General features: G+C 71.0%; 21 protein-coding genes. 9 read left to right on the top strand and 12 right to left on the bottom strand.

Features of this window, described 5'->3' with window-relative positions; translation table 11 throughout:
• Nucleotides 1–19: 19 nt before the first annotated feature.
• Nucleotides 20–199 carry a hypothetical protein gene (locus tag ACIBF7_RS41265; RefSeq protein ID WP_148036559.1) on the bottom strand — a complete coding sequence of 60 codons (180 nt, stop codon included), beginning with the start codon at nt 197–199 and terminating at the stop codon, nt 20–22.
• Nucleotides 192–1,037: an SPFH domain-containing protein gene (locus ACIBF7_RS41270; protein ID WP_148036560.1), complete on the bottom strand. Its 846-nt coding sequence runs from the start codon at nt 1,035–1,037 to the stop codon at nt 192–194. Before ACIBF7_RS41270 ends, ACIBF7_RS41265 begins: the two co-directional genes overlap by 8 nt.
• Before the next feature lie 56 nt (nt 1,038–1,093).
• On the opposite strand from ACIBF7_RS41270, the gene ACIBF7_RS41275 reads away from it, so the two are divergent.
• Entirely contained in the window at nt 1,094–2,290 is a 1,197-nt protein-coding gene (locus ACIBF7_RS41275) for a pyridoxal-phosphate dependent enzyme (RefSeq protein WP_397199565.1), read from the top strand.
• A gap of 157 nt (nt 2,291–2,447) precedes the next feature.
• On the opposite strand, the gene ACIBF7_RS41280 is transcribed toward ACIBF7_RS41275, so the two are convergent.
• Genes ACIBF7_RS41280 through ACIBF7_RS41290 form a run of 3 tightly spaced genes read right to left on the bottom strand, consistent with a single transcriptional unit; the run spans nt 2,448 to nt 6,262 of the window.
• The gene (locus tag ACIBF7_RS41280; protein WP_397199566.1) at nt 2,448–3,098 is read right to left on the bottom strand and encodes a hypothetical protein; all 651 of its coding nucleotides are present in this window, start codon (nt 3,096–3,098) and stop codon (nt 2,448–2,450) included.
• A gap of 19 nt (nt 3,099–3,117) precedes the next feature.
• A complete protein-coding gene (locus tag ACIBF7_RS41285; RefSeq protein WP_397199567.1) occupies nt 3,118–5,913 on the bottom strand; it encodes an ATP-dependent RNA helicase in 2,796 nt (931 codons plus the stop codon).
• Between the two features lie 31 nt (nt 5,914–5,944).
• Complete coding sequence (locus ACIBF7_RS41290) at nt 5,945–6,262, bottom strand: helix-turn-helix transcriptional regulator (protein ID WP_148036564.1); 318 nt, start codon at nt 6,260–6,262, stop codon at nt 5,945–5,947.
• Nucleotides 6,263–6,350: 88 nt separating this feature from the next.
• Here ACIBF7_RS41290 and ACIBF7_RS41295 point away from each other — a divergent pair, with 88 nt between their 5' ends.
• The 3 genes from ACIBF7_RS41295 to ACIBF7_RS41305 all read left to right on the top strand — a co-directional run bounded on the left by ACIBF7_RS41295 (nt 6,351) and on the right by ACIBF7_RS41305 (nt 9,017).
• On the top strand, nt 6,351–7,490 hold the full coding sequence (locus ACIBF7_RS41295; protein WP_397199568.1) for an MFS transporter: 1,140 nt from the start codon (nt 6,351–6,353) through the stop codon (nt 7,488–7,490).
• Nucleotides 7,491–7,792: 302 nt separating this feature from the next.
• Nucleotides 7,793–8,266, top strand: a complete 474-nt coding sequence (locus ACIBF7_RS41300; protein ID WP_397199569.1) for an RNA polymerase sigma factor — start codon at nt 7,793–7,795, stop codon at nt 8,264–8,266.
• Nucleotides 8,259–9,017, top strand: a complete 759-nt coding sequence (locus tag ACIBF7_RS41305) for a hypothetical protein (RefSeq protein WP_397199570.1) — start codon at nt 8,259–8,261, stop codon at nt 9,015–9,017. Before ACIBF7_RS41300 ends, ACIBF7_RS41305 begins: the two co-directional genes overlap by 8 nt.
• A 45-nt stretch (nt 9,018–9,062) precedes the next feature.
• Here ACIBF7_RS41305 and ACIBF7_RS41310 read toward each other — a convergent pair whose 3' ends face one another.
• Nucleotides 9,063–9,893 carry an undecaprenyl-diphosphate phosphatase gene (locus ACIBF7_RS41310; RefSeq protein ID WP_397199571.1) on the bottom strand — a complete coding sequence of 277 codons (831 nt, stop codon included), beginning with the start codon at nt 9,891–9,893 and terminating at the stop codon, nt 9,063–9,065.
• Between the two features lie 100 nt (nt 9,894–9,993).
• Entirely contained in the window at nt 9,994–10,809 is an 816-nt protein-coding gene (locus ACIBF7_RS41315; RefSeq protein ID WP_397199572.1) for an NmrA family NAD(P)-binding protein, read from the bottom strand.
• A gap of 74 nt (nt 10,810–10,883) precedes the next feature.
• On the opposite strand from ACIBF7_RS41315, the gene ACIBF7_RS41320 reads away from it, so the two are divergent.
• The 4 genes from ACIBF7_RS41320 to lipB all read left to right on the top strand — a co-directional run bounded on the left by ACIBF7_RS41320 (nt 10,884) and on the right by lipB (nt 13,203).
• On the top strand, nt 10,884–11,798 hold the full coding sequence (locus ACIBF7_RS41320) for an AraC family transcriptional regulator (RefSeq protein ID WP_397199573.1): 915 nt from the start codon (nt 10,884–10,886) through the stop codon (nt 11,796–11,798).
• Nucleotides 11,795–12,304 carry an HAD domain-containing protein gene (locus ACIBF7_RS41325; protein WP_148036568.1) on the top strand — a complete coding sequence of 170 codons (510 nt, stop codon included), beginning with the start codon at nt 11,795–11,797 and terminating at the stop codon, nt 12,302–12,304. Before ACIBF7_RS41320 ends, ACIBF7_RS41325 begins: the two co-directional genes overlap by 4 nt.
• Nucleotides 12,305–12,367: 63 nt before the next feature.
• Nucleotides 12,368–12,550 (top strand): PspC domain-containing protein, encoded by a 183-nt coding sequence (locus ACIBF7_RS41330; protein WP_148036569.1) that lies wholly within the window; start codon nt 12,368–12,370, stop codon nt 12,548–12,550.
• A 17-nt stretch (nt 12,551–12,567) separates the two neighbouring features.
• Nucleotides 12,568–13,203 carry a lipoyl(octanoyl) transferase LipB gene (gene lipB, locus ACIBF7_RS41335; RefSeq protein WP_148036570.1) on the top strand — a complete coding sequence of 212 codons (636 nt, stop codon included), beginning with the start codon at nt 12,568–12,570 and terminating at the stop codon, nt 13,201–13,203.
• A 1-nt stretch (nt 13,204) separates the two neighbouring features.
• Here the strand turns inward: lipB and ACIBF7_RS41340 are convergent, their stop codons facing one another.
• On the bottom strand, nt 13,205–13,594 hold the full coding sequence (locus tag ACIBF7_RS41340; RefSeq protein WP_271275151.1) for a type II toxin-antitoxin system VapC family toxin: 390 nt from the start codon (nt 13,592–13,594) through the stop codon (nt 13,205–13,207).
• Nucleotides 13,591–13,818 carry a FitA-like ribbon-helix-helix domain-containing protein gene (locus ACIBF7_RS41345; RefSeq protein ID WP_148036572.1) on the bottom strand — a complete coding sequence of 76 codons (228 nt, stop codon included), beginning with the start codon at nt 13,816–13,818 and terminating at the stop codon, nt 13,591–13,593. The genes ACIBF7_RS41340 and ACIBF7_RS41345 overlap by 4 nt, the downstream gene beginning before the upstream one ends.
• Before the next feature lie 187 nt (nt 13,819–14,005).
• On the opposite strand from ACIBF7_RS41345, the gene ACIBF7_RS41350 reads away from it, so the two are divergent.
• Complete coding sequence (locus tag ACIBF7_RS41350; RefSeq protein WP_397199574.1) at nt 14,006–14,458, top strand: VOC family protein; 453 nt, start codon at nt 14,006–14,008, stop codon at nt 14,456–14,458.
• A gap of 25 nt (nt 14,459–14,483) precedes the next feature.
• Here ACIBF7_RS41350 and ACIBF7_RS41355 read toward each other — a convergent pair whose 3' ends face one another.
• The 3 genes from ACIBF7_RS41355 to ACIBF7_RS41365 all read right to left on the bottom strand — a co-directional run bounded on the left by ACIBF7_RS41355 (nt 14,484) and on the right by ACIBF7_RS41365 (nt 17,086).
• Nucleotides 14,484–16,016, bottom strand: a complete 1,533-nt coding sequence (locus ACIBF7_RS41355; protein ID WP_219546946.1) for an amino acid permease — start codon at nt 16,014–16,016, stop codon at nt 14,484–14,486.
• Between the two features lie 140 nt (nt 16,017–16,156).
• On the bottom strand, nt 16,157–16,702 hold the full coding sequence (locus tag ACIBF7_RS41360) for a type 1 glutamine amidotransferase domain-containing protein (RefSeq protein ID WP_397199575.1): 546 nt from the start codon (nt 16,700–16,702) through the stop codon (nt 16,157–16,159).
• 33 nt (nt 16,703–16,735) lie between these two features.
• On the bottom strand, nt 16,736–17,086 hold the full coding sequence (locus ACIBF7_RS41365) for a DUF2809 domain-containing protein (RefSeq protein ID WP_397199576.1): 351 nt from the start codon (nt 17,084–17,086) through the stop codon (nt 16,736–16,738).
• Between the last annotated feature and the right edge of the window lie 26 nt (nt 17,087–17,112).

The following is a 17,112-nucleotide window of genomic DNA, read 5'->3' on the forward strand; positions in this document are numbered from 1 at the left end:
GCATAGAGTGTGCAGGTTTCTACTCTTCTGCGCGAGGCTCTTTTCGCGGCTTCTGCTCCCTGCCCGCCTGTTTGAGCGCGAGCCGCAACGCGTACTCGATCTGCGCGTTGACGCTGCGGAGGTCGTCGGCCGCCCATTTCGCGATCGCGTCGTAGACGGCCGGGTCGAGGCGCAGCAGGAGCTTCTTCCGCTCAGGCATACAAGCTGCCGGCGTTCACCACCGGCTGGGTCGCCCGGTCGCCGCACAGGACGACCAGAAGGTTGGACACCATCTGCGCCCGCCGCTCCTCGTCGAGGTCGACCACGCCCTCCGAGGAGAGCCGGTCGAGCGCGAGCTGGACCATGCCGACCGCGCCCTCGACGATCCGCGTGCGCGCCGCCACCACCTGGCCGGCCTGCTGGCGGACCAGCATGGCCTGGGCGATCTCGGGGGCGTAGGCGAGGTGGGTGATGCGGGCCTCCAGGATCTCGATCCCCGCCAAGTCGGTGCGGTCGCGCAGCTCGGTGGTCAGCTCGGTGGCCACCTCGGCGCCGTCGCGCAGGCTGGTGCGCGCGGGGTCGTGGGAGTCGTAGGGGTGCGTGGTCGCCAGGTGGCGGACCGCCGCCTCCGACTGGATCGCGACGTACTCCTCGTAGTCGTCGACAGAGAACACGGCCTTGGCGCTGTCGACCACCTTGTAGACCACGACCGCGGCGATCTCGACCGGGCTGCCGTCGGCGTCGTTCACCTTCAGCTTGGCCGTCTCGAAGTTGCGCACCCGCAGGGTGACCTTGCGCTTGGTGGTGAGCGGCAGCACCCACTGGAACCCGGCGTCGGACACCGAGCCGACGTAGCGGCCGAGGAACTGCACGACCTTGGCCTCGTTCGGGTTGACGATCGTGAAGCCGCTGGCGGTCACCAGCACCAGCACGCCCCAGATCGAGCCGAGCACGATCAGCAGCACCGGCGACCCCAGGCCGAACAGCACCGCGCCGCCCAGCACCAGCAGGACGAGCAGCACCACGAACCCGTTGATCCTGAACGCACGTCGCTCCATGGCGTCTCCTTGCTATCGAAGTGATATCACTATGCTATCTCACTAAGCTCATGCGCGTGCATCAGGATCACGTCTCGCTCGCCACCGGCCAGCGCTCGCTCGGAGACCCCGCGATCGCCTATCCGCTCCGGCCGCCGCTCACCCGCGGCTGCCCCCGCACCAGCACCGGCCGGATCGCCTATCCCGTCGAGGTCGACTACGCCTACGACCGGGTGCCCGCCGGCCTGTTCGACCAGCCGCCCGGCCCCGACATCGCGCGGTGGGCGCCGCTGCTGCCGCCGCTGTCCGCGCCCACCCTCGGCGAGGGCGGCACCCCGCTGCTGGAGGCGTGCGGCGTGCTTGTCAAGGACGAGTCGCGCAACCCGACCTGGTCGCACAAGGACCGGCTCAACCGCGTCACCGTCAGCGCCGCGCTCGCCGAAGGCGCGCCCGGCGTCGTCGTCGCCTCCTCCGGCAACCACGGCGCCTCGGCCGCCGCCTACGCCGCCCGCGCCGGGCTGCCCGCGATCGTGCTCGCCTCCGCCGGCTCGCCGCCCGCCGTGCAGTCCTTCGTCCGCGCGTACGGGGCGGCGGTGTTCAGCGTGCCGGTCGAGCGGCGCTGGCCGCTGATGACGGAGATCGTGGACCGGCTCGGCTACCACCCGGTCAGCAACCAGACCGTCACCCACACCGGCCACCCGTACGGGCCCGAGGGCTACAAGACCATCGCGTACGAGCTCTTCGTCCAGCTCGGCCGGGCGCCCGCGGCGGTCTTCGCGCCGACCGGTTACGCCGAGCTGCTGTACGGGGTGTGGAAGGGCTTCGCCGAGCTGCGACGGCTCGGGGTCGCGGGGACCGCGCCCCGGATGTTCTCCTGCGAGCCCGCCGCCGGCGGCCCGCACGCGCGGGCCGTCGCCACGGGCGCCCCGGCCGCGATCGTCGAGGTCGGTCCGACGGACGCGTACGGGATCGCCTGCCCCGCGGGCGGTCACCGGGGCGTGCGCGCGGTCACCGACAGCGGCGGCGGCACGGTCCTGGTCACCGACGAGGAACTGCGCGCGGCCCAGCGCGACCTCGGGCGGGAAGGGCTCTGGCAGGAGCTGTCCGGCGCGGCCGGGCTGGCGGGCTACCGGAAGCTGGGGACCTCGTTCGACGGGCCTGTGGTGTGCGTGGGCACGTCCAGCGGGTTCAAGGACGTCGGCGTGGGGTCGGCGGAGATCGCCGAGGCGACGACCTTCGACGAGGTGGTGGCGAACCTTCCCACGGGTTCGTGAAACTGGCTCGCCGGGTTTCCCTACGCCGCGCAGGCGTGGTGGCGAATCTCCCGGGTTTCGGCGATGCACCAGAGTTCCCCACGCCGCGCAGGTGTGGTGGCGAACCTTCCCCCGTCGGCTCGGAGGCGGGGGTTTCCCCTACGCCGTGGGTGCTCCTCTAGTTTTTCAGCCACACCCGCAGTGGGCCGAGCGGGGTGAAGCCGTGCTCGGCGGCCGGTGCCGGGTCGATCTCGTAGCCGACCAGGTCGCGGCCGGGGAAGAGCGCGGCGGCCTGGGTCCTGACGTGCGGCCAGGCGTCGTCGCCGAACACGTTGGACACGCCCACGGTCCTGCCGCCCGGCGTCTCGTTGAGCACGAACCCGGACGCCGTCCCTTCCTCCGCCCACAGGAGCTTGACGGACAGGTCGCCGAGCAGGGCGGCGGTGAACAGGCCGCCCTGGCCGCCCCACGCCTCCTCCCAGGCGCGCAGCGTCTCCGCGTCCCGTACCACGCGCCATCGGATGTCGCGTGCGGCTCCCTGATGAGCATCCGGCCTGGTGTGGAGCCAGGTGGCTTCGAAGAGCAGCTCGAAGCCGGGCAGGGTGAGTGCGGCGAAGCTGTCCTTGACGGAGGCGCTGGGGGTGTCGTCGATGAAGGGGAGGATGTCGGCGTCCGTCGCCTCGGGGGAGAGGGTGACGGCGTCGGGATAGTAGGGCGGGGTGCGGCGCGGATTCGTCCAGGCCCGTGGGGTGAAGGCGCCGGGGAGGCCGTGCGCGCGACACAGGGCATCGCACCAGGCGGCGTTGTTCAGCGCCGCTTCCTCGATCATCTGGCGCCCTGGGTGGCGGTCATCGGGTCCTCCTCGTGGGGGTGGCCGTCAGGGGGTCCTCGGGCCAGGGGTGCTTCGGGTAGCGGCCGCGCATCTCGGCGCGTACGGACCGGTAGGCGTCACGCCAGAACGACGCCAGGTCCGCCGTGACCGCCACGGGGCGGCCCGCGGGCGAGAGCAGGTGGATCAGCAGCGGCACGCCCGCGATCAGGGGCGCCTCCTGCCAGCCGAACAGCTCCTGCAGCTTCACCGCCAGCACCGGCTGCTCGCCCGAGTAGTCGATCCTGACCCGCGAACCGGTGGGCACCTCGACCCGCTCCGGCGCCACCGCCTCCAGCCGCTCGCTCCACGGCACCAGGCGGCGCAGCGCCGCGGCCACGTCGATCCGTTCCAGGTCGGCGCGGCGGCGGGCGCGGGACAGCTCAGGCTCCAGCCACCGGTCGGCCAGGGCGACCAAATCGCTCACGTCAGGCCACGGCTCGCCCGCCGCGCGGTGGCAGAACGCCAGCCGGTCCCTGACCGCACGTGCCTCCTTCGTCCAGGTCAGCACCTCTTCGGTACGGAGCCCGTACAGGAGCGCGTCGCGCACGTCGGCGTCCGGCAGCGGCGTGGCGGACAACTCGACGGCGCCCAGCCGCTCGACCAGCCGCGCCGTCACGTCACCCCGCTTCGATCCGGGCGGCGCTTTCCAGGCGACCTCCTCCTCGACCGTCACCGGGTACGCCTGCCTGGCGATCTCCTCGTCGATCACCACCGCCTGGCGGATCCTCGCCGACGCCGACCCGGTCGGGCGGTCGGCCACCGCGACGGCCAGCCACTGCGCCGACGCCAGTTTTGAGCCCTCCGCGAGCTGGGCTTCCGTGCCGGACGCCATGAGGTACCCGCCCCCTCGCCGCCGTGCCACCCTCTCGGGAAACGCCAGCGCCACGGCCAGCCCGGCGACCTCGTCCTGGGTTTTCGGGGCGGGTGCGTCGTTCTTGGTGGGTTCTGTGGTCGTCTGGCCCTCCGCGCGGGCCCTTCCCCTGCCGTCCGGAGAGGACCGGTCGGGGGTGGCGTCCCTTTCCCGGGTCCGGTGGCCCGCAGTACGGGAGAGGCGCCGCGTCTCGGCCCGCCAGCGAGCCGTGAAGGCGTCACGCCCACGACGGGCCGCACGCCAGACCTCCACCAGGTCGTCGCCCGCGTCGCGCGGAAGCTGCTCCGACAACAGCGCGATCACCTCGGCGGCCTCGGGACCCACGTCGAGCAGAGCCCGTGCCAGCCGGGGATGCACCCCCGCCAACGCCATCCGCCGCCCCCGCTCCGTCACCCGCACGGACATGACCGCCCCACCGGGGGAGGTCCTCTGCACCGCGTCCTTTCCAGGCGCGCCGTCTCCCTGGTGGACGGGGGACGTCGCCTGCGCCGCGTTCCTTCGAGATGTGCTGTCTCTCTGGGCGGTTCCTTGTGCTGGCGTGTCCGTTCGAGGCGCGTTGTCATCCTGGGTGGCGGGGGAGGTCCTCTGCGTCGACGCGTCCGTTGGAGGCGCGTCGTCTCCCTGGGGGACAGAGGGCGTCGCCCGCGTCGCGTCCCTTTGGGGTGCGTTGTCTCTCTGGGTGGCGGTTTTCTGCGCCCACGCGTCCCTTTGGGGTGTGCTGTTTCCCCCGGTTGGGGTGGTTGTACGGGCCGGGGTGGGTTGGACGGCGCCCAGGGTGTGCAGGGTGGTGAGTGCGGCGGCGAGGGCGGCGGGCGGGGGTGGGTCGAGAAGGGCCAGGCCGGAGCCGTCGGGGGAGCCCCAGCAGGCCGCCTGGAGGGCGAACGACGTCAGGTCGGCGAGGGCGATCTCCGGGCTCGGCTGGTCGGGCAGGCGGTCGTGGTCGGCGGCGGACCAGCAGCGGTAGACGGCGCCGGGCGCCTCACGCCCGGCGCGGCCCGCGCGCTGGCCGGCCGAGGACCTGGAGACCCGCACCGTGGTGAGGGAGCCGAGACCGCGGGCGTGGTCGGTGCGCGGCTCGCGGGCCAGACCGGAGTCGACCACGACCCGCACGCCGGGCACGGTCAGGCTGGACTCGGCGACCGAGGTGGCCAGCACCACGCGCCGGGACGCGCCGGGGGAGAGCACCGCGTCCTGGACCCGGGCCGGGGCCTGGCCGTGCACCTGGAGCACCTCGACGCCGTCGAGCATCGCCGCCACCCGGGCGATCTCGCCGACGCCGGGCAGGAAGCAGAGCACGTCGCCGTCCCGTTCGGCGAGCGCCCGCCGGACGACCCCGGCGACGTGCGACAGCAGGGCGGGGTCGACGCGCAGTCCGTGCGGCGGGGCGACCGGGCGCGGAGGCGGCGCCCACACGACGTCGACCGGGTGCGTGACGGCGGACGCGGCCACCACCGGCCCGCCGAGCAGCCGGGCCCAGGGGGCGGCGTCGGCGGTGGCGGAGGCGGCGATCAGCCGCAGACCGGGCCGGAGCGTCTCGCGGACGTCCAGCAGGAACGCCAGCGCCGTGTCGGCGTCCAGGTGGCGTTCGTGGCATTCGTCCAGCATGACGGTGTCCACCCCGGTCAGCTCCTGGTCGCGCTGGAGCCGTTGCAGGAGCACGCCGGTGGTGACGACCTCCACCATCGGGTTGGCGCCGGTGTGGCGCTCGCCCCGGATCGCGTAGCTGACGCCCATCCGCCGGGCCGCCGCGCGCACCGCCAGCCGCCTGGGCTCGGCCACCACCACCCGCATGCCCGCCTCCGCCAGGGCGAGCGGCACGACCGTCGTCTTGCCCGTACCGGGCGGAGCGGTCAGCACGGCACTGCCGTGCGCGTCCAGCGCGGCGAGCAGATCCGGCAGCACACGCCGAATCGGCAGCGTGTCAGACGGCGTCTCAGACGGTGGCATGGGCGGCGGAGAGCACCGAGTCGAGCAGGCCGGGGAAGCGGGCGTCGAGGTCGTCGCGGCGCAGGCTCATGAGCTTCTGCCTGCCGTCCTGCTTGGTCATGACCACGCCGGCCTCGCGCAGCGCGCGGAAGTGGTGGGAGGCGGTGGACTTGTGCACGCCCAGGTTGCGGCCCACGTCGCCGCAGGTCATCTCGCCCTCCGCGGCCAGGCGGGCGACGGCCTCCAGGCGTACGGGGTCGGACAGCGCTCGCAGCACCTCGGTGAGCTCGATGTCATCGGTGGCCGGATGGGGCAGGGCGCGCATGCCCCCCAAGATACCGGGTTTTATTGTTTGACAACGATCCAACAGTGCGTCAGTTTGATGGGCATCCAATTGATCCATCGGAGGACCAGTGAATCGCCGGCTCTACCCCCTCGCCGCCGGGAACTTCGCCGTCGGCACCGGCATGTTCGTCACCGCGGGCCTGCTCACCCCGATCGCCGCCGACCTGGACGTGTCCGTGGCCGCCGCCGGCCAGCTGATGACCGTGTTCGCGCTGGCGTACGCCGTGTTGTCGCCCTTGCTCGCCGCCGTGACGGCGGCGATGCCGCGGCGGACGCTGCTGCTGCTCGGGCTGGGCGTGTTCGTGCTGGGCAACGTGCTGACCGCCGTGGTGCCCGGTTACCCGCTGGTGGTGGCCACGCGGGTGCTCGCCGCCGCCGGGGCCGCGATGTTCACGCCGACCGCGTCGGGGGTGGCGGCCGCGCTGGCCGGTCCCGAGCATCGGGGGCGGGCGCTGGCGCTGGTGATGGGCGGGCTGAGCGTGGCCACCGCCATCGGCGTGCCGCTCGGCACGTGGATGGGCGCGGCGTACGGGTGGCGGGCCACCATCTGGCTGGTGGCGGGGCTGGCGGTGCTCGGCTTCGCCGGGATCGCGGCCCTGGTGCCCGACGTGCGGATCGCGGTCTCCGGCAGGCTGGGCGAGCGGTTCGCGCCGCTGGCCGACCGGGGCGTGCTCGCGGTGCTGGCGACGCAGCTGCTGATGTTCGCCTCGGCCTTCGCCGCCTACACCTACATCGGCTCGCTCTTCGACCTGCCGCTGCCCGCCGTGCTGTGGGCGTGGGGCGTGGGCGCCATCGTGGGCAACCAGCTCGGCGGCCGGCTCACCGACGCGTACGGGCCGCGCCGCATGGTGCTGGGCGGGCTGGCGGCGTCCACGCTGCTCATGGCCCTGATCCCGGTCGCCAACCTGGCCCTGCCCGTCGCCCTGGTCTGGGCGTTCCTGTGGGGCGCCCTGGGCTGGCTGGTGGCGCCCGCGCAGCAGTATCGCGTGGTCGCGGCGCTGCCGGGCAACGTGCCGGTCGGGCTCGGCCTGCTGTCGTCGGCCCAGTACACGGGGCTCGTGCTGGCGGGCGTCGCCGGCGGGCTGGTGCTCGACGCGTACGGGCGAGCAGGCGTGATCGCCCTGGCCACCGGCCTCGGCCTGGCGACGGTGCTCTTCACCCTCGCGACCTACCGCCCCGCGGTGGCCCGGCCGGTCCCGGTCAGGTAGCGGAATCTCCCCTTGGGGGTGGCTTTTCTGGCATCACTAGGAACTTCCGCCCCTCCGGTCTCTGGAGCCGTCGCTCCCGATCATGTTCGCGTTTCGCCACTGTTCTCTGTCACGCCGTGACATCTCACTGAGAAGGGAACGCGATGCAGGAATCGGGATTCGGTGATGGAGCTCCGATGGGTGATGACACTTCCCCGCCACGCCCAGAGGTCCGAAGCAAGCCTCCCATCACGGCCACCGGTACCCGTCTGCTGGCCGAGCGTGCCGATTTCGTGGACTGGTGCAGGAACGAGCTTCCCTCCGTGGTCAGCGACATGATGCGGAGAGGAGCATCCCTCCAGGACAGCCAGGACGCCGCGCAGGAGGCTTTCCTCGCGGCCTGGAACCTGTTCACCACCAGGCCCGACATCTGGTTCCAGGTCGAACATCCGCGTGGCTGGGTGCGGAAGGTGGCCGAACGGGCGTGGAACCGGCCGCCCGGCGAGTCTCGCAGACAGGTGCGGGCGATGCCGTTCGCCGTCCCGCCCGAGTCCGCGTCGTACAGTGACGATCCCGCCGATCTAGTCGGCCTGCGCGTCGACCTGATCAGGGCGCTGCTGGAGCTGCCGCCCGACCAGCGCCAGGCGATGCACTACCGGCTGGACGGCCTGCCGTACGCGTTCATCGCGCCCGAGCTCGGCGTTTCCGAGCAGCAGGCCCGCGACATCGTGAAGAGGGCGCGCCTCGCTCTGAGCCGGGGCCTGAGCTCGTACCGGAAAGGACAGTCAGGTGAGTGATGAGATGTCCGACAGTTTCACCGAGGACGAGCTCGACCAACTGCTCGCCCGGTGTGACGCCGGGCTCGAGGCGTACGCCCGGGCGCACACGGACGTGGAGTCGCATCTCGCGGCGATGACGACCATGTTCCCCGCTCCCCATCCGCCGGCGGTCAGCCTCTTCCAGGCACGTCTCCAGCTGCGCGAGGTGGAGCTGGCGCTCACCCGTGCCGCATCCTGCGCGGAGCGTCTCGCCCTGTCGCGGCCGAATGAGCGTACGGACGAGTTGCGGCGGGCCGTCGGGCGCGCACTTGCCACCGCGGGCGATCTCGGCAGGACATCCGACCTCCTGCGCGCGCTCAACGTGGCCCTGGCCCGTGCCCTGGCCGTCGCGCTCTTCCATCGCTATCCGAAGGAGGAGGAGGAGGACGACGTCCCGCTGCCCGAACTGATCATCGAGGTGTCGCGGGCCCTGACCGCAGCCGGTGACCTCACCGCCGACATGGCCGATGTGGTGGACTGTTCCGCCCCGATTGACGTCGCCGGAGCGGATCTGTCGGACGTCAAGCTCACGTCGCTGACCGCGATCCACGGCGTTCGGTGGGACGAACGCACCGTCTGGCCACCCGGCATGGCGGAGTTCCTCAGCGTGGTCTCCGAGGAGATCGAGCCTGGGGTCTTCCGAGTGGACTACGCGCCCGACGTCAGCCCGTGGCAGGAATCCAGCCCAGCGCAACCGCGAGGAGGACGGAGGAATTGCCGACCAAGGTGAGAGAAGTGCCAAGTACGGCATACGACGACCTTGGCGCGGAAACCGTCAGCCCAGGGCGGGGATCCAGCCGAGTGTCACCGCGAGGATGACGAGGAAGCCCAGGGCGAGCCGGTAGACGACGAAGCCGGTGAAGCTGTGGGTGCTGATGTAGCGCAGGAACCAGGCCACGGCGGCGTAGCCCACGATGAAGGAGATCACCGTGGCCAGGATCGTGGGCCCCCAGGCCGGGGTCTCGGCGCCGCCGATCTCCGACAGCTCGTACAGGCCCGAGGCCAGGACGGCCGGGATGGCCAGCAGGAACGAGTAGCGGGCGGCCTCCTCGCGCCGGTAGTCGAGCAGGAGGCCGGCCGTGATGGTGCCGCCCGAGCGGGAGACGCCGGGGATGAGGGCCGCCGCCTGGGCGAACCCGTACACCACGGAGTGCGGCACGTTGAGGTGCTTGGCGAGCGTGAGCTTGTTGCGCGCGGTGCGGTCGGCGAACCACAGGACGAGACCGAACAGGATGAGCGTGGTGCCGACCAGCCGCAGGTCGCGGAAGACGCCCTCGATCTGGTCCTTGAGCAGCAGGCCGAGCAGGGCGATGGGGATGCTGCCGAGGATCACGTACCAGCCCATGCGGGCGGCGATGTGGGAGCGCAGGGCGGGGGTCCACAGGGAGCGGGTCCAGGTGGAGGTGATCTCCCAGATGTCCTTCCTGAAGTAGATCAGGACCGCCGCTTCCGTGCCGAGCTGGATGACGGCGGTGAACGCGGCACCGGGGTCCTTCCAGCCGAAGAACGCCGAGGCGACGCGGATGTGGGCGCTGGAGGAGATCGGCAGGAACTCCGTCAGCCCCTGCAGCAATCCCAGCACCACGGCTTCCATCCAGCCGATCACGCCTGCACCTTCCCCCGATAGGAGCGCACGATGTAACGAGGTGAGGCTAGCGGAAACGGCGGCCCGGACGGGCCAGTCGCGGCGAGCGGACCCCCGGGGTTCACCCGCCGTTCGCCCACACCCCGGCGTTGTCCCGCGCGAAGCCGGCGAAGTCCCCGGCCGGCCGGCCCAGCGCGGCCCGCACGCCGTCGGCGACGTGGGCGTTGCGGCCGTCGAGTGTCTCCGTGAACAGCATGGTCAGCATCTCGATCTCGTCCTCCGGCACGCCGTGCTCGGCCGCGCCCGCCGCGTACTCCTCGGTGGTGATCGGCACGTACGTGATGTCGCGGCCGGTCGCCTTGGACAGCTCGGCCGCCACGTCGGCGAAGGTGAGCGCTCGCGGCCCGGTCAGCTCGTACAGCCTGCCCGCGTGCCCGTCCTCGGTGAGCGCGGCCACCGCGACGTCGGCGATGTCGTCCACGTCCACGAACGGCTCGGCCACGTCTCCGGCGGGCAGCGCGATGACGCCGTCGCGTACCGGCTCCAGCAGGTAGCCCTCCGAGAAGTTCTGCATGAACCAGGCGCACCGCACGATCGTCCAGGCGACGCCCGACTCGCGCACCATCTGCTCGGCGGCCTCGGCGAGCGGCTCGCCCCGGCCTGACAGCAGGACCAGCCGCTCGACGCCGGCCGCCACCGCGTGCTCGGTGAACGCCCGCACGTCGTCCAGCGCGCCCGGGACCGCCACGTCGGGATAGTAGGAGATGTACGCGGCGCGCGCCCCGTGGAGGGCGGCCTTCCAGGTGCCGCGGTCCGCCCAGTCGAAGGGCGGGGTGGCCGTACGGGAGCCCACGCGTACGGGCCGGCCGAGGGCTTCGAGCCTGTCTGCGATCCGGCGGCCGGTCTTGCCGGTCCCGCCTGTCACGAGGATGGTCATGCCCTCTAGTAAGCCGCCTGCCGGTGAGACTCTCCATGGTTGAGAAGCGCAATGGCATATGCGATCGTCTAACCATGGATCACCTGGCGGCTCTGCTCGACGGCCCGCGCGCCCGTGGCGCGTTCCTGCTGAGGGTCCTCCTCGACCCGCCCTGGGCGATGCGCGTGCAGGACGAGGCCCCGCTCACGCTGCTGGCCATGGTGCGCGGCGAGGCGTGGATCGTCCGCGACGGCCTGACGCGGGTGGGGCCGGGCGAGGTGGCCGTGGTGTGCGGGCCGGAGCCCTACGTGGTCGCCGACCGGCCTGGCACCCCGCCGCAGATCGTCATCCATCCCGGCGAGCGGTGCACCACCCTCGACGGCGAGTCGCTCTACCAGGCGATGCACCTGGGCGTGCGCACCTGGGGCAACGACCCCGACGGCGCCAGCTCCATGATCGTCGGCACCTACCTGATGGCCGGGGAGGTCAGCGGGCGGCTGCTGCGGGCGCTGCCGTCGCTGCTCGTCCAGCCAGGCGGGCCGCTCATCGAGATGCTGGGCGAGGAGGTGGTCAAGAACGAGCCCGGGCAGGAGGCGGTGCTCGACAGGATGCTCGACCTGCTGCTCATCGCCACGCTGCGCGGGTGGTTCGCCACCGGGGAGGCGCCGGCGTGGTACCGGGCGCAGAGCGACCCTGTCGTGGGCAAGGCCATGCGGATCATGCAGAACAACCCCGCGCACCCGTGGACGGTCGCCGCGCTGGCCGCCGAGGTAGGGGTCTCGCGTGCCTCGCTGGCCAGGCGGTTCACCGACCTGGCGGGCGAGCCGCCGATGGCGTTCCTGACCGGGTGGCGGCTGGCCCTGGCCGCCGACCTGCTCCGCGAGCCCGAGGCGACCGTGACCTCGGTCGCCAGGAAGGTCGGCTACGGCAGCCCGTTCGCGCTCAGCGCGGCCTTCAAACGGGCCCACGGCGTCAGCCCGCAGGAACACCGGGTGGGGGCCGGCCGGTGAAACCGCTGCTGCTCCTGGACGTGGACGGGGTGCTCAACCCCACCGGCCGCCCGTCCCCCGACTTCCGCCGCTACCGGTGCACGATCGGCAGCACCGTCTACACCGTGCACCTCAACCAGCGCCACGGCACCCGGCTGATGGAGCTCGCGCTGGAGACCGGCTCCGAGCTGGTGTGGGCGACGACCTGGGAGCAGCACGCCAACGAGTGGATCGCGCCCCGGCTCGGCCTGCCGCCGCTGCCCGTCATCGAGATGGCGCCCGGCGAGAACGGGAGCCGGCACGGCGAGATGTTCAAGACCCGCCACGTGGCCGACTACGTCGGCGACCGGCCGTTCGTCTGGTTCGACGACCAGGTCTACCAGGAGGACGAGGACTACCTCAGGGCTCGTCAGGGTCTCGGCGAATTCCTGCTCGTCCACGTGCCCGGCAGAGTGGGCCTGACCAGCCGGCATCTGGCCGCCGCGCGGGAGTGGCTGACCCTTACAGGGTTTTCTCAGGGTCAGTAGTGGGAGAAGAGAGCGAGGCTCGTGCGTTCTTCTCAGTAGAACGTCATCACACGGAGGGACACCATGTACCGCTCACGACAGCACCGGATGCTCGCCGGCGTCTGCGGAGGCCTCGCCGACAGGTTCGGCCTGTCGCCCACCCTCGTCCGGGTCCTCTGGTTGATCCTCTCGCTCTTCCCCGGCCCGATGTGGGTCGTCTACGTCGTCATGTGGATCCTGGTCCCCGAAGAGCCGAAGAAGTACTGAGGATTATCCTCTAAGGCATGAGGGCAAGGCCGCTGACACTGATCCAGGACGAGCTCGTCGACTACGACAAGGCGATGGAGCGCATGGCCGAGCTGGTCGACGAGCGCCAGCGCGACGCACGGCCGGACACGCTCTGGCTGCTCAGCCACCCGCAGGTCTACACGGTCGGCCGGCGCACCCCGTCGGCCCACCTGCCCGACCCGTCGCGCGGCATCCCGGTCGTGGAGACGGGCCGGGGCGGGCAGCTCACCTACCACGGCCCCGGCCAGCTCGTCGGCTACCTGATCGTCAAGCTGGGCGAGGAGGAGGGCATCGTCGACTACGTGCGCGAGGTGGAGCTGCGCCTGGTCGCCGCCCTCGGCGAGCTCGGCCTGCCCGCCGAGCGGCGCGACACCCCGCCGGGCTCGGAACTGCTCACCGGCGTGTGGACGGCCGAGAGCGGCCGCAAGATCGTCTCCATCGGGATGCGGCAGAGCCGCGGCGTCACCAGCCACGGCTTCGCACTCAACGTCGACGGCGACCTGATGCCGTGGGACTGGGCGGTGGCTTGCGGGATGCCGGACGTCGACATGACCTCGCTCCAGCGGGAGCTCGGCGACGCCTCGATGGACCGGGTCCGCCCGGTGGTCGCGGCCGCCTTCGAGGCGTCCTGACTCACACGCGCGGGAAAACCTGCACCTCGGCATCATGGCCGGAGCCGTTGAGCTTGCCGTCACAGGTGTAAAGGGGCGCTTCCAGTGCTTCGGCGAGGGCCAGGTAACAGGAGTCGTAAGCGGTGTAGTTGTGCCGCAGCTCCCAGATCCGCTCTGCTATCCCCTTCATCTCGTAGCGCGTGATGTTGAGAGCCAGGTAGTCGGCCCGGGCCTGCTCGGCGATCGCGGCGGGCAGCTTGCCGCCGAGCACCAGTCCGCGCAACGTCGATAGGACCTCCACGTCAAGGAGGTGTGGAGCGTGGACGCTGGCTTGCAGCGCGCTGAGAAGTTCCATGTCAGCGTCGCGGCCCACGAGGGCCTCCACCATGGCGGAGGAATCGATGACTATCATCGCCTGCCCTCGGCTACTGCTTGCAGGATTTCCTCACTCGACGGGCCTCGGGAGCGATCGCGAGCTTTCAAACGTTTCACGATCTCAGCGTTGGTCGGCCGAGCGGCGATGTCGGCCAGTTCTCTGGCGACGTAAGCGGAAAGCGACAGGCCGGCTTCGGCGGCACGTGCCTTGAGCTGCTCGGCGATCGGTTCGGGTACGTCGCGGATGTAGAGAGTCGCCATGACGATGATGCTAGCAAACTGCTAGCAGCATTACTGGGGCGGGAGCTGAGGGAGGCGTCGATGGACGGGGTCCGCCCGGTGGTGGCGGCGGCCTTCGAGGCGTCCTGAGCTGAGGGAACGAATCGTCCGCGTTTAGCCCCCGGCGTCGCGTGCAGAGGCCCTGTCGGCGACGATCACGGGGGCGCGGATGACTGATCAGGACAGCAGGCCTCGGCTGTGCCAGGTGGTGCTCGACTGCCTGGACGCCCGTGCCCTCGCGGAGTTCTACCGGGCTCTGCTCGGGCTGGTCTACCGGCCCGGTGACGAGCCGCCGGAAGCGGGAGCCGACGACGAGCGGGGCCGCGACTGGCTGGTCCTGAGGACCCCGGGTGGAGCTTCGCAACTGGCCTTCCAGCAGGTCGACGAGCTGCCGGAAGCGACCTGGCCGCAGGACGGCGTGCCCCAGCAGCTGCACCTGGACCTGACCGTGCCGTCGGTCGAGGACCTGCGGGCACAGCACGACCGTGTCCTGAGCCTCGGCGGGCGGCTCCTGCTGGACCGCATGGACGACGAGGAGGAGCCATTGCGCGTGTACGCGGACCTGGCGGGGCATCCGTTCTGCGTCTTTGTCTCCAGGCGCGGCGCCTCCGAACCGCTCTGACGTAGCGAGGGCCGCGCCGGAGATGTCAGGCGTCCATGGGGACCTCGTCGATGGTGCGGCGGGGGCCGGTGAACCAGTGGCGGGCCGACAGCCACCACCACAGGCCGATGCCGATCAGCACCACGCCCACCGCGATCGGGGCGTAGTTGACCGACGTCCAGGTGAAGTCCTCGTCGCCGGGCACCCCGGCCGGCGAGAACGGCATGATGAAGTACACGCAGACGACCGCGATCTCGATCACCGCGATCCAGCCGAGCACCTTGTACCTGCGCCCGAGCGTCCACGGCCCGGGCTCGAAGCGGTCGCCCATCCGCAGCCGGAGCCAGATCGGGATGAGGAACGCCAGATAGAGCCCGATGACCGCGATCGACACCACGGCGAAGAAGGCCACCGGGGTGGTCAGGCCGGGAGGGGCGTAGAGGGCGGGCAGGGTGATGAAGGCGGCGGCGCCGCAACCGGCCAGAATGGCGTTGACCGGCGTGCGGTTGCGGTCGACCCGCGACCAGAGCCGCCAGCCGGGCACCGCGCCGTCGCGGGCGAACGCGTACGTCATCCGCGACATGGACGTCACGCAGCTCATGCCGCAGAAGAACTGGCCGATGGTGGAGATCGCGAAGATCGCGGTGGCCAGCGGCGAGCTGAGCGCGGTCTCGAAGATCGCGCCGACGAAGCCGCCCTGCTCGTTGATCGCGTCCACGTTCGTGGCCGCGAACAGGAACGCCAGCAGGACGATCCAGCCGCCGATCGCCGAGTAGAAGATCGACTGCCACAGGCCGCGGGCGGCGGCCGTGGAGGCGCCCTGGGTCTCCTCCGAGACGTGCGCGCACGCGTCGAAGCCGGTGATCGTGTACTGGGTGAGCAGGAAGCCGAGCGGCAGCACGTACAGCCAGAACGTCAGCCCGTTGGAGCCGTCGCCGAAGCCGGAGTTGTTGATCGTCTCGGTGAACACGAAGCCCACCGACTGGTGCTCGGACGGGCCGAAGACCAGGATCCCGACCACGATGGCGGCGCCGAAGACGTGCCACCAGACGGAGACGTTCTGCAGCAGTGAGATGAGCCGGTGGCTGAAGATGTTGATCAGCGCGTGCAACCCGAGCACGATCACGAACAGCAGGAACGCCTGCGAGAGCGTGCCTTCCCAGGCGCCGCCGGTGAGCCGGGTGAGGGTGATGTTGAGGAAGGTCGCGCAGCCGTAGTCGACGGACGCGGTGACCGCGATGAGGCCGATCAGGTTGAGCCAGCCGGTGAACCAGCCGTGGATCGGCTTGCCCATCTTGGCGGCCCACCAGTAGATGCCGCCCGCCGTGGGGAACGCGGAGACCAGCTCCGACATGCAGAAGCCGATGATCAGGATGAAGAGGGAGATCAGCGGCCAGCCCCAGGAGATGGCGATGGGGCCGCCGTTGTTCCAGGCCTGGCCGAAGGTGGTGAAGCAGCCGGCGAGGATCGAGATGATGGAGAACGAGATGGCGAAGTTGGAGAATCCGCTCCAGGTCCGGGCCAGCTCCTGCTTGTAGCCGAGCTCGGCGAGTCGCTTGGAATCCTCTTCTGTGCTCACTGAGGTCTCCCTGGGGGGCGCGGAGGACGCTCTCTTTGGTCTAGGTTTAGACCATTCTTTGGTATACGTCCAGACCATTTCCGCGGCCCGCGCAAGGAGTTTCGGGCGAGCGGGGCGGGCCGCGGCCCGCCCCTGTCACGTCAGTCCCCGAACACCTCGACCGTGGCCTGGCAGAACGCCTTGAGGTCGTCCGGCTTGCGGCTGGTGACCAGCTTGTTCGGCCCGGCGTCGCAGACCACGACCTCCTCGTCGACCCAGTTCGCGCCGGCGTTGCGCAGGTCGGTCTGGAGGCTCGGCCAGGACGTCAGCTGCCGGTCCCGGACGGCGTCGGCCTCGATCAGCGTCCACGGCGCGTGGCAGATCGCCGCGACCGGCTTGCCGCCCTGGAAGAAGTCCTGGACGAACCGCACGGCCTTCGGGTCGGTGCGCAGGAAGTCGGGGTTGGCGACGCCGCCGGGCAGCACGAGCCCGTCGAAGTCGGCCGCCGACACCTCCTCGACCGTGCCGTCCACGGCGAACGTGTCGGCCTTGTCCAGGTGGTTGAACGCCTTGATCTGCCCCAGCTCGGTGGAGATCAGCTTCGGCGTGCCACCGGCCTGCTTGACGGCCTTCCACGGCTCGGTGAGCTCGACCTGCTCGACGCCTTCGGGCGCGACCAGGAAAGCGATGGTCTTGTCCTGGAGCATGATGAAACCCCCTATTTCGTGGTTTCTCACCCCCTATCCGTGAGTTCCCGATCTATACGCGATGTGCGCGGCCCACGCCGTCGCGGCGCCGGCCGCGTACCAGAAGAGGTCGGGTGGGTTGAAGGTGCTGCCGAGCAGCGGGCGCAGCACCTCAGGGATGCCGAGGAGCTGGGCGAACTCGATCGCCCAGCTCAGCCCGGCCGCGGTGAGCGCGGCGGCCCAGGGGCGCACGCGCGGCCACACGAGCAGGACGAGCAGGTAGATCAGCACCGTGTAGAGCGCGTCGCCGGCGTACTTGGAAACCGGGCCGTCCCAGAGCAGCCGGACGCCGAGTCCGAGGACGACCGTGACGAGGGCGGCCACCATAACCGGCAAACGGGACATTCAGCGGAGCCTAGTAGCATCGCCGT

Source organism: Nonomuraea sp. NPDC050478, from assembly GCF_044458265.1.
GTDB lineage: Bacteria > Actinomycetota > Actinomycetes > Streptosporangiales > Streptosporangiaceae > Nonomuraea > Nonomuraea ferruginea.